At 41.9% G+C, this 11,333-nt stretch carries 10 protein-coding genes and 1 pseudogene; 3 read left to right on the top strand and 8 right to left on the bottom strand.

What is annotated here, in order from left to right; all coding sequences use genetic code 11:
• Positions 1-105: 105 nt before the first annotated feature.
• The 8 genes and pseudogenes from NFR51_RS11085 to NFR51_RS10235 all read right to left on the bottom strand — a co-directional run bounded on the left by NFR51_RS11085 (position 106) and on the right by NFR51_RS10235 (position 8,051).
• A pseudogene (locus NFR51_RS11085) lies at positions 106-758 on the bottom strand (GNAT family N-acetyltransferase).
• Positions 751-1,128, bottom strand: a complete 378-nt coding sequence (locus tag NFR51_RS10205) for a PaaI family thioesterase (protein WP_251713551.1) — start codon at positions 1,126-1,128, stop codon at positions 751-753. Before NFR51_RS10205 ends, NFR51_RS11085 begins: the two are co-directional and overlap by 8 nt.
• On the bottom strand, positions 1,125-2,228 hold the full coding sequence (menC, locus tag NFR51_RS10210) for an o-succinylbenzoate synthase (protein ID WP_251713552.1): 1,104 nt from the start codon (positions 2,226-2,228) through the stop codon (positions 1,125-1,127). The genes NFR51_RS10205 and menC overlap by 4 nt, the downstream gene beginning before the upstream one ends.
• On the bottom strand, positions 2,218-3,570 hold the full coding sequence (gene menE, locus NFR51_RS10215; protein WP_251713553.1) for an o-succinylbenzoate--CoA ligase: 1,353 nt from the start codon (positions 3,568-3,570) through the stop codon (positions 2,218-2,220). The genes menC and menE overlap by 11 nt, the downstream gene beginning before the upstream one ends.
• 3 nt (positions 3,571-3,573) lie before the next feature.
• Positions 3,574-4,416, bottom strand: a complete 843-nt coding sequence (menB, locus tag NFR51_RS10220; RefSeq protein ID WP_251713554.1) for a 1,4-dihydroxy-2-naphthoyl-CoA synthase — start codon at positions 4,414-4,416, stop codon at positions 3,574-3,576.
• A 33-nt stretch (positions 4,417-4,449) separates the two neighbouring features.
• Complete coding sequence (gene menH / locus NFR51_RS10225) at positions 4,450-5,277, bottom strand: 2-succinyl-6-hydroxy-2,4-cyclohexadiene-1-carboxylate synthase (RefSeq protein WP_251713555.1); 828 nt, start codon at positions 5,275-5,277, stop codon at positions 4,450-4,452.
• Complete coding sequence (gene menD / locus NFR51_RS10230) at positions 5,267-6,913, bottom strand: 2-succinyl-5-enolpyruvyl-6-hydroxy-3-cyclohexene-1-carboxylic-acid synthase (protein WP_251713556.1); 1,647 nt, start codon at positions 6,911-6,913, stop codon at positions 5,267-5,269. The genes menH and menD overlap by 11 nt, the downstream gene beginning before the upstream one ends.
• Before the next feature lies 1 nt (position 6,914).
• The gene (locus tag NFR51_RS10235) at positions 6,915-8,051 is read right to left on the bottom strand and encodes an isochorismate synthase (RefSeq protein ID WP_251713557.1); all 1,137 of its coding nucleotides are present in this window, start codon (positions 8,049-8,051) and stop codon (positions 6,915-6,917) included.
• Between the two features lie 333 nt (positions 8,052-8,384).
• Here NFR51_RS10235 and NFR51_RS10240 point away from each other — a divergent pair, with 333 nt between their 5' ends.
• The 3 genes from NFR51_RS10240 to NFR51_RS10250 are packed head-to-tail and all read left to right on the top strand — an operon-like array spanning position 8,385 to position 11,156.
• A complete protein-coding gene (locus NFR51_RS10240; RefSeq protein ID WP_251713558.1) occupies positions 8,385-8,948 on the top strand; it encodes a GNAT family N-acetyltransferase in 564 nt (187 codons plus the stop codon).
• Positions 8,941-10,221 (top strand): DRTGG domain-containing protein, encoded by a 1,281-nt coding sequence (locus tag NFR51_RS10245; RefSeq protein WP_251713559.1) that lies wholly within the window; start codon positions 8,941-8,943, stop codon positions 10,219-10,221. Before NFR51_RS10240 ends, NFR51_RS10245 begins: the two co-directional genes overlap by 8 nt.
• An 11-nt stretch (positions 10,222-10,232) precedes the next feature.
• Positions 10,233-11,156, top strand: coding sequence for a DHH family phosphoesterase (locus tag NFR51_RS10250; protein ID WP_251713560.1), 924 nt, complete (start codon positions 10,233-10,235; stop codon positions 11,154-11,156).
• Positions 11,157-11,333: the final 177 nt, after the last annotated feature.

Here is an 11,333-nt window from a genome sequence, read left to right on the forward strand (position 1 = left end):
ACGCATGAGAAAAGCTCCTTGTTAAAATGGACGAAATATTTTTTTATTTCTTGTCCATTTTAACAGGAGCTGTTCAAGACTGTGTTTTTTATTTTAAAGGCTATATTATCGCTCTACGCGCCCCGCATAAACATAATATTCCTCAACGTCTTCCTCCAAAACTTCCGCATCATTACTCCAGGAGAAGTGCTGTGCGGCGATTCTTTTTAAGCCTTTTTTCTCGTAAAAAGGATAGTTGGAATAGCTGTCTGTCAGGAGGAAAAAGGTTTTTACCTCATTTTCTTTCAAGTAATCAAGGAAAAGCTGATAGAGTGTGCTGCCAAGACCTAAGCCTTTGTAGTTCTCATTTAAGATTAAGAGGTTTAAGGCAGCATCAAAGGTTTCCTTGCTTTGTTGTATAAGTTCCTCATTGAGCTTCATGGTTTCCAAGTAAAAGTCAAAAACGGTTTCTGGCTTTCCTTGGTTGATAATTAAACTTAGAGCTTCTCTTGGCGGTATCTTATCCGACTTTTGGGAAGGAGGTCAGGAGTGAGAGCAGCAGCGACGACGCCGATAATTTTTCTCTTATCTTTAGTGACAAAGACTTTTGTGGAGGTCAAGAGGACTGTTTCAAGAAAAAAGTCAGCCATAGGCAAGACATTGTCTTGTTTATTCCACTCTTGATAAGCCCAAGTGTCGATAATTAAGTGATGAATATCCGCAAGTTCGGCTTCATTTATATCTACCAATTCTGTAAATATTAGGTTGTCTTTATTCATATCTTTTTTTCACAATAGCGTTGGTCACAGTGACTTGTGCCACTAAAACCTCACGCGCATCCGTAAACTTCATCTCCCACACATGTGTACGCCCACCTTTATGTATAAGGAGCCCTTGAGCAGAGAGTATTCCTGCTGCTTGAGTTGGGTTCAAATGATTGCCATTGACCGCTTGTCCGACAGCAAAATGTTTATCGTCAAGCAAGAGATTACTTGCCATACCAGCAGCAACCTCAGCAAAGGCAAGTGTTGCCCCACCATTTAAGAAACCTTGAGGTTGCGCGTGAAAGTCTCCTAAAGGCATTTGAGCGGTAAAACCTGTTGGGGTTAAAACCAGATTTTGAATACCCAGTTGTTCAATTAAATTCATGTAAAAATCTCCTTTTTCACGGTGTAATCCTCAAGTGCTGCCTGATTGATAGATACACCCAAACCCTTGCCACGCGGTCTGTTCATCTTGCCTTCAATAAATTTAATCTCTGGTAGGATCAAATCTTCTGTAAAATAATAGGACGAATCGGACAAATCCCCTGGCATGACATTGTCGCTTAAAGTGGCCAGTTGTGTATGCAATATCTTGGAAATACCACTTTCGACCATACTGCCAATCCAGAAGGAAATGTTATTTTTCCGGCAAAAGGCGATAGCTTCTTTGGTTTGATAAAGTCCACCTAATCGGCCAATTTTGATATTGAGCATGGTTTTCCCCTTAAGTTGAGAAAGAGCCTGTAAATCACTCCAACTTTGGACATTTTCATCAAAACAGATAGGTGTTGAAAGCTGCGGAAGAATGTCTTTATAATTTTCGAGATTATCAGTAGCAAAAGGCTCTTCAATGCAGACAAGTCCAAATTGATCGAGCTTTATCAGCGCTTCGATATTTTCAAGGGCATAAGAGCGGTTGGAATCAACAGCCCATTGGAGCTGAGGATAATGCTCCACAGCATATTGGACGCGTTCAAAACCATCTGCGGGTTTAATCTTAAGCTTTATTCTTTCTACACCTTGAGCGATTAAGGCTTCGATTTTTTCAGGAAGCTGCTCAAAAGGCACATCGCCCAAGACGGCACCACGCGATAAAGTTTCTGTCAATGGCTCAGGAAATAGGGCAGCGATTGTATTTTTTCCTTGGGCTTTGTAATAAAGGTCCAGCAAGGCATTCTCTAAACCAGCCATTGCCATCGGTAAGGGCTGCTCAAAAAACGCATGAATCTCAAAGGGATGTGTGAAGTGTGCGGTCATTACTTTTGGAATGTAAGTCTGCGCCAAACATTCCCATGAGCTGTCAAACGTTTCTTGCGTGTAGAAAGGTGTGGTGAAGCTTACACATTCACCGTAGCCCTGATGACCTTTTTCGTCTTCGGCAATGATAATAATGGTGTCACGTTGCTTCAGCTCACCTTTGGCTGTCTTGAAGTTAAACTTCATCGGAAGTTGGACGTGATTCAAACTGATCGATTTAAGCTTCATGTTTTAAATTTTTCCTAAGGATTTTGCCTGAGGCATTTTTGGGTAGAGCATTCATTTTGATAATCTGACGCGGTAGTTTATACTTGGCCAGCCGCTGACTCAAAAAGCTTGTAATTTCTTGGACATCAGGCGTACCTGCGTAGAAAAGAAGTGGCACTTGGCCCCAAGTTTGGTCTTCTTGCGGGACAAGCGCACATTCGACAATTCCCTCTAAGCTATAGAGTAAATCCTCAATCTCTTTTGGATAAATATTTTCTCCACCGGAAATAATGATATCTTTACGACGATTGAGAATATAAAGGAAATTGTCTTCATCAAGATAGCCAATATCCCCTGTGTTGAAGAGTTGAACGTCCTCTTGATTAAGATAGCCTTTCATGAGCATTGGTGATTTTAGATGTATTTCGCCAGCCTGATCAGCATCAGGATGTAAAATTTCAATCTCTACCCCGGGAAGTGCTTGACCGACAGAAGTCAGCTTGTCTGGATGTTCCAAAATGTTGAAGGTAACAGATTGGGAAAAAGTTTCCGTCATCCCGTAAGTTTTGTATACAGGTAGGCCTTGTGCAAAACAGGCCTGTATCAAAGGCTGCGGAATAAATTCCCCCCCTAATAAGAGGACACGAAGACTTTCGGCAGCAATCTTTTCATGAACACGTTTAAGCATGGTCGGTACCATGGAAACCATATTGACCGAGCTGTTATTAATCAGTTCGATCAACTCTTCCTCATCGAAAGAAGCACGTATGGTGGCCTGAGTGGCATTGTAGAGGCTGCGCATGATGATGGACAGACCACTGACATGAAACATGGGCAGAACGACAAGCCAGTTGTCTTCTGGAAGAACGCCCATGGTTGCTGCAGAAGCAGCCACATGTGCCGCAAGCATTTTCCAAGTGATAGGAACAGATTTGAACTTTCCAGTTGTCGCACTGGTGTTCATAATCACAGCAATCTTCTCTGGCGCTGGCTGCCAATTGAGCACAGCTCTGCTGGTTTCTAAAGAATATAGGTCAGAAAAAGACAAGTCTGCTGGATAGGTTTGCTGGTCCGAAGCAATCAGCAGTTCCACATCGAGTTCAGTCAGCTGCTCACGGATTTCATTAGCTGTAAGATGCGTGTTGAGCAAGAGGACTTCCTTGTCCAAAGCCAACAGCGCAAAGAGCACAATTACCATTTCTGGCGAATTTTCTGAAAGAAGAGCTAGGCGGTTGTGCCTAGCTGTTTCTTTGTTTAAATGTTGGGCTGTCTGAACAGTTTTATCGTAGACCTCTTTAAAAGTCAGTTGATTTAAGAAAAGTTTATTTGGCGATTTTTCAGCCTGTTCTTTTAACCATTTCATAGCTTATGGGAATTTAGGGAATTGATCAAAGTCAGGTTTGCGTTTCTCTTTGAAAGCATCGCGCCCTTCTTTGGCTTCATCGCTGAGGTAGTACATGAGCGTTGCATCACCGGCAAATTGTTGCAAGCCAGCAAGTCCATCAGTTGCAGCATTCATTGAGCCTTTAAGCATACGAAGTGCCATTGGTGACAAGGCAAGCATTTCTTCGGACCATTTAACTGTCTCGTCTTCAAGTTGATCAAAAGGTACAACAGTGTTTACCATGCCCATATCCATTGCTTCTTGCGCAGTGTATTGACGGCAGAGGAACCAGATTTCACGTGCTTTCTTTTGACCAACCATAGCAGCCAAGAGTCCAGCACCATAACCGGCATCAAAAGAACCGACACGTGGGCCTGTTTGACCAAACTTAGCATTTTCAGAAGCAATTGTTAAATCACAAACGATGTGGAGAACATGTCCGCCACCGATAGCAAAACCGTTGACCATAGCAATAACAGGTTTTGGTGTGATACGGATCAGATGTTGCAAGTCTAAGACGTTAAGACGAGGGATTTGGTCTTCACCGACATAACCACCGTCGCCACGAACTTTTTGGTCGCCGCCAGAGCAGAAAGCTTCCTTGTCTTCACCTTGGCCGTGATTAGCACCTGTCAAAACAATGACCCCAATCGAAGTGTCATCACGTGCTACAGTAAAGGCATCGATAAGTTCCACCACTGTTTTAGGGCGAAACGCATTACGTACTTCAGGACGATTGATCGTAATTTTCGCAATACCGTTATAAGTTTCGTAAATGACATCTTCGTACTTGCGGTCTAAAGCAAGCCAGTTATATTTTGACATAGTTTGTCTCCTTTTAGTATTCTACCTTATTCATTATAGCATGGTTCTGCTCTGCAAAGAGTTGGACAAGATTAAGTTAAAATGTTGAGGCAGTTCGAGGTGTACGTTGTGCCCTGCGCCCTCCACGATAAGACTCTGTGCCCTCTTATAAGTACTGAATTGCGCCGCAATCTGTGTATATTTTTGATCCAAAGCACCGGTAATATAAAGTAAGGGCATGTCTAAATTTTGGAGCGCCTCAGAAATATCTGGAAGATTGCCCTGCCCGGTAGCGCGCAAAGTTTGGGCCAGGGCATGAGGTGCATTTAGTGCACGGCTGGACCAGACTTTATATTGGACTTCCTGAGGAAGATGGTTTTGACTTTGGAAGATAGGGAGCGCGCCCCAATAGTCCGCAAACCATACCGCTCCGTTTTTCTCTATCTGGTCTGCAAGCTCTAAATCAGACTGCCTCCGTTTTTCGCGCTGCAGAGGGTCGGAAATACCTGGAGCAGCAGATTCCAAGATGAGCTGCTCGATAGGCTGTTCAGGAAACTGAAGGGAGAATTGTAGAGCAATTCTTCCGCCCATAGAATAGCCGAGGAGAGTATAAGCCTCTCCATGAAAAAGCAGTTCTACAAGTTTTTGAAGCTCTTGAAGAATGCTTGAAAGCTGGTAGGCTTCCAGAGCTTTAGGCTTACTGGATTTCCCATGTCCAATGAAGTCTAAAGCAAAAACTTGATAACCTGGCAGCTGCAAATTTTCCCAAGTAAGAGCCGACTGACTAAAGCCGTGCAATGCTAGCAATGGCTTACCTTGCCCATGTATTCTTACATGAAAATTATTCATGCCAATCTGAATGTACCTGTCTTCAAATATCATAAGTTGTATATTTCTTGTGCAATTCTAAGCTCAAGTCCTTGTCCGTCCTGATTTCTAGTAAATGGATTCCTGCTGAGTGAATACTCTGACAAAAATACTTTTCAAAGTCTTGATAATCTGTAACAAGATGATAGTCAAGACCAATCAGCTGAGATAAACCACCAAAGTCCAGCCCATGAGGGGTGGAAAAGAGATAGTCAAAATGTGGCTGTCCTTTTTGTGCTAAATGATGGAAGATCCCCCCACCGTCATTGTTAAAAAGTACAATAGTCAGGTTTAACTGCTGTGTTTTTCCAACAATCAAACCATTCATGTCATGAAGCATAGAAAGGTCTCCGGTTAATAAAACAGTCGGCAACCCATTAGTGGAGACACCTAAAGCAGTGGATTCTTGACCGTCAATACCATTTGTCCCGCGGTTTCCTAAAAGGCGCACATCAGAATTTTGACTGCGCCAAAAATAGTCAACATCGCGTATAGCCATGGAGTTAGAAATCAGGAGTTGCGCTTTTTCTGGCAGAAGTGCTTGAAGGACTTGGATATAGTGTCCCTCAAAAGGAGCCCTTTCTTCTTCAACAGTTTGGAGTTTCTGGCGCATTTTCTTCTGAAGTTTTTGCCAGACTTCCAGATGGCCGCTGCTAGAGTCTAAGGCAGGAACCTCCTGACAAAAAGTATGCACATCTGTTTGGACCAGCTGCGTCGTTGTTTGACTTGGATTGCGATACTCTAGGGCGGGATCAATCTGAATATATTCGGCAGCTGCATTATGAGTAATCAATTGTAAGACACGTTTAGATACAGGAATTTGCCCAAACTGTAAGAAGCAATCAACCTTGAGTTCTTTTAAAACTTGCGGATGAGCCAGAAAAGCATCGTAGCTATCAATGATATTAGGATGCTCATACTTACGAAGATTAGACAGAGGATCTGCCAAAAGAGGGGCCTGGAGTTTTTCGGCTAATTTTATAAGGGACTCTTGATAGTCAGAGCTACTATCTGGACCAGCGAGGAGGACGACATTACCGCTTAGTTCTGGGATAAATTGTGGGCTGATTTTTCCCTTGCTGATGATGAACTTTTTTCTGCCTTTTTGATAATTTTCAGCCTTTAAGTCAGGTATCAAAGGCTCGCTGATAGGGATATTGATGTGGACAGCAGCAGAGGGGACACTGATTGATGCTGCAAAAGCACGCTGTGCCACCTTACGGGGATATGTCCAAAAGTTGTGTTCAGTCGGACGACTTAATTTCTCATAATGATTCACAAATTTTCCGAAATACTCGGATTGATTAACAGTTTGAGCAGCGCCTACAAACTGCAAGTCATTGGGACGATCGGCCGTAAGAAGGATTAGAGGTACACGACTGTGCTTTGCTTCCGTGAGGGCTGGGAAATAGTGTGCAGCAGCAGAACCAGAGGTACAGATAAGCACAACAGGACGCTGCTGTACCTTAGCTATACCGAGAGCAAAAAAAGCAGCAGAACGTTCATCAATATTTACATAAGTATCGTATTTCCCATATTCTTCGAAAAGCATGGCCAGTGCTGTCGAACGAGAGCCCGGACTAAAGACCGCTTCCCGTACGCCTAAATGATAAAGTTCATCAACAAGTGGAGCTAAGTATTCATTATTCATCTTAAAGAGCCTCAAGTATTGTTTTTAGTTTTATTTTTGTTTCATCAAATTCAGTCTGACAGTCAGAAGCAGCAACAATCCCGCATCCAGCATAGGCATAACAGGTTTTATCCTTAATAAGTGCAGAGCGAATTGCAACGATAATTGTGCCGTTGCCTTGGGTATCAATAAGACCTAGAGGCGCAGCATATAAACCACGTTCATGTTTTTCATTTGCACGTAAAAAGTTAAGTGCAGTATGGCTGGGATGGCCGCCTAACGCAGGTGTGGGATGAAGATGCTTTGCCCAGTCGATTAAGGAATACTCACCAGCCTCAGCTTTTAAAATGGTTTGTAAATGATAGACATTTTTTAAAGCCATTATGCCAGTTTGCTCAATTTCAACTTGAGAGACTTTCTCCAACAGTTTTTCTTTAATTTTTTGGACGACAATCTGGTGTTCCTGAAGATTTTTCGAGTCTTTCAGTAAAAGCTGTGCCCCATTTTCAAGAGCACGAGGCATCGTACCTGCTAAAGCATAGCTCAATACCTGATTTCCCGTTTTTTGGACCAAAATTTCTGGTGAAGCTCCCAGAAAGGTTTTGCCAGACTTATGATAAGCAAAGATAAAAGACACAGGATTATTTTGCATAAGACGTTCAAGAATTGCTTCAACATTAAAGGGGGTCATACTGGTAAATTTTACTTCTCTAGAAGCAACGATTTTGACAGCTTTTCCGCTAGTGATATTTTCTTGAAGTTTCTTGTAAAGTTTTACCCATTCCTTATACTCTGGCGCTTCCTCTTCATAGCTATGATGCCGAAGGTCAGTCTCTTGGTCTTTAATATCGGGAAGGGCATCACAAGACAGAACATAAGATTCGGTCTCTGTCTGGATGTAGTAATGTTTGAAGGCGATGATTTCATTCCCCATATCTTGCCAAAGCTCACCCTTCACCTGTTCAAAAAAACTTTGGCTATAGAAAACATAAGGGTAGTTTTTTATCTCTTTTTCTTGAACCGTTGTGAGTCTCTGACTCGCAATAATCAAAGTTTGCTTTTGACTATCATACCAAAAAACACGCTCACTAGGGTCAGGGAAGGCAGACCAAAAGGCAAGCGGGTGCTTTAATTTGAGATTTATCCGTCTATAATTCATAGTAATGAAATTATATCACAGATTAGAGGAATTAGGTCAGTAATAGAGCCAACTTGGCTGCGCGGCAGCTACTGAGTTACGTTTTTAACTGCATTCGCAATCTAGTTAACCAGTAAATATGAATATAGAGTATATAATGTTTTTACGTTAATAACATAGTTAAAGTAAGAAATTTTCAATTCGTTTTTAAGGGCAGCCGTCCGGTAATATTGGCAATTATACATCATTTGACGGTATTTTAATTGTAGTTCAGTCTGAAATTATATCACAGATAGGGGGAAGAACGTGATATAATAAACTTATTAAAAAATAGAGGAAACTGGAAAGAACGGAATGAATATCTATGTAAGACTTGCGGAACATCAGAAGATAGAAAGTAAGAGGTTATGGCTTAGACCTTTTTCCATGAAAGATACGACTGACATTTTTGAATACAGTTCTGATGCGGCTAATCTTGAGTTTATCTTTCCGCCTCATCGTACTATGGAACAGACTAAGTTTATCCTTGCCAATCATTTTATGAGAGAACCTCTGGGAAAGTGGGCGATAGAGCTAAAAGACGAGAAAAAGATGGTTGGGGTCTTACAGTGTGTCAAGCTTTCTGAACGTGAGGAAATCGCGGAACTCGCCTACGTGCTCAATAAACGCTACTGGAATCAAGGACTGATGACTGAAGCATTGCAAGTTTTAACAGATACTTGTCTCCAGCAAATAGGTTTAAAGGCAATAGTGCTTAATTGTGACACAAAAAACTATGGTTCAATTCAGGTTGCAAAGAAAGCAGGATACAGGCGAGCAGGGCGCTTCAAAGGAAGCAATCAATATACAGGGCGTATATCTGAATTTGAAAAGTATGAAGTAAAAAGAAATCAAGCAGCAGGAGCATCTCATGTCTAAACACGAAGAAATTCTAAGTTATATAGAAAAACTCGATATTGGCAAGCAGGTCAGTGTTCGGCGTATCGCGAATCATTTGAACGTAGCAGATGGCACAGCTTATCGGGCGATTAAAGAGGCGGAAAATCGTGGTTTAGTGGCAGTCAATGACCGCTCAGGTACAGTTCGAGTCTCTATAAAAGGTCAAAAGCGAAGAAACAAACTGACTTTCGGTGAAATAGCAGAAATAGCCAGTGCCGAAATTCTTGGGGGACATGCTGGCTTAGATGTTGAGTTTAGCCGCTTTTCCATTGGGGCCATGCAACCTGAAAGTGTCAAAAAATTTCTGATGAAAAACAGTCTAATGATTGTTGGGGATCGGAAAGATATTCAGAGCATGGCACTTCATGGGCAAAGTGCTGTGCTGGTCACAGGGGGATTTGAGGTTGATCAAGATGTCATTGATTATGCAAATGAGATGGGCATCCCACTCTTGCGAGCGACTTCCGATACTTTTACAGTCGCAAACCGTATCAGTCATGCTTTGGCAAATGAGCTGATAAAAAAAGATATCATGACCGTCGCGGAAATCTCACACGATCATCGTCCAGTGCTTCGAGAAGAAGATACGGTTAAGGACTTTATGGAGCTCATGAAGCGGACAAACTTAAGCCGCTTTGTTGTTGTCAACCCTCACCGTATCGTTGTTGGTGTTGTGACCATGCGAGATATTGCTCACAAAAACTTAGATACACAGATCAATAAATTGATGAACTATCCAGAAGTTGCCAAGCAAAAAATGACTGTTGCCAGCATTTCCCAAAAGATGATTCACGAAGGTTACGATATTATGCCTATTGTAAATAAGGATTATACTTATGCGGGTGTTGTGACCAAGTCTGAGGTTTTAGAGAGCCTTCAAAGGAGTCAAGAAGAAAATCAGGTGACACATACCTTTAGTGAAGATATGTCTAGGAAGATTAGTGAAAAAGGCTCCGCATACACTGTTATGGTTGAACCGCTGATGGTTAACAATGTGGGAAATATCTCCAGTGCTGCTCTGGGAGAAATTGTGACCATAGTGGTACAGCGCACCCTAGACAAAAGGCGCCGTAGAAATGTCATCCTAGAGTCGATGAATCTCCACTTCATGGGGACTGTAGCGATTGATAATCTTTTGGAAATTTATCCTAAAGTCATTAATGAAACGCGGTTAGGTGCAGTGGTGGATATTGAAATTTATTACATTAACAACATTATTGCTAAAGCTGTTGTAAACTTACAAATTACATAAGGAAAGAAATTATGAAAGATATTATTGCAAAAATTAAAGCACACGATACGATTCTCATTCATCGTCATAAAAATCCAGATCCCGATGCACTTGGGTCACAGTGCGGACTAAGAGCTATTTTGAGAGAGAATTTTCCTGAAAAAAAAATCTATGCTGTTGGATATGATGAACCAACACTGACATACTTGGCAGTAATGGATCAGGTGAACTTAGAGCCCAACACTTCTTATCTCAGTATCATCTGTGACACAGCAAATACTCCTCGCATTGATGACGACCGCTGGAAGGAAGCAGACTATGTCATCAAAATAGACCATCATCCCAATGATGATGCCTATGGTGACTTGCGTTGGGTTGAGCCAGCACGAAGTTCCACTTCGGAAATCATCACCGACTTGGCTTTGACACAGGGGTTAAACTTGAATGCCGAGGCAGCTCGACTCCTTTATGGTGGAATTGTTGGAGACACGGGGCGTTTTCTTTATCCTGCCACATCAGCCCAAACTTTATATCTTGCGAGTAAGTTAGCAGAATATGACTTTGATCGTCCAGCGCTAGGGCGGGAAATGACTTCCTTTGATATGAACGTCGCACGCCTGCAAGGCTATGTCTATGAAAACCTTGAAATTTCTGAAAATGGTGCAGCGCGCGTGATTTTAAGTAAAGAGATTTTGGACAAGTTTAGTTTACGTGATGCAGAAACTTCAAGTATCGTAGGAACACCGGGAAATATCCGAGAGGTCCAGTCTTGGGCTATCTTTGTGGAGCAAGAAGATGGGCACTACCGTGTGCGTATGCGCTCAAAAACAAAGCCGATCAATGAGATTGCCAAGCGACATGACGGCGGAGGGCATGCTTTGGCTTCAGGGGCTAATTCCTACTCTTTGGAAGAAAACGAAGAAATTTGGCAAGAACTACAGGCTAATTTGAAATAAAGTATAAAAATCAATCCGAGATTATGGGATTGATTTTTTGTGATTATAGAGGATATTGGTGCTTCTTTTTTAATAAACATTCTTTCTAGAAATTTTAATGTAACAAAACATTATGATAACATTTCATAAATATTAAGCAACATGTTAAAATATGATGAGAGATACCATTGTATTTGG

This window comes from Lactococcus ileimucosae (assembly GCF_943193185.1).
Taxonomy (GTDB): domain Bacteria; phylum Bacillota; class Bacilli; order Lactobacillales; family Streptococcaceae; genus Lactococcus; species Lactococcus ileimucosae.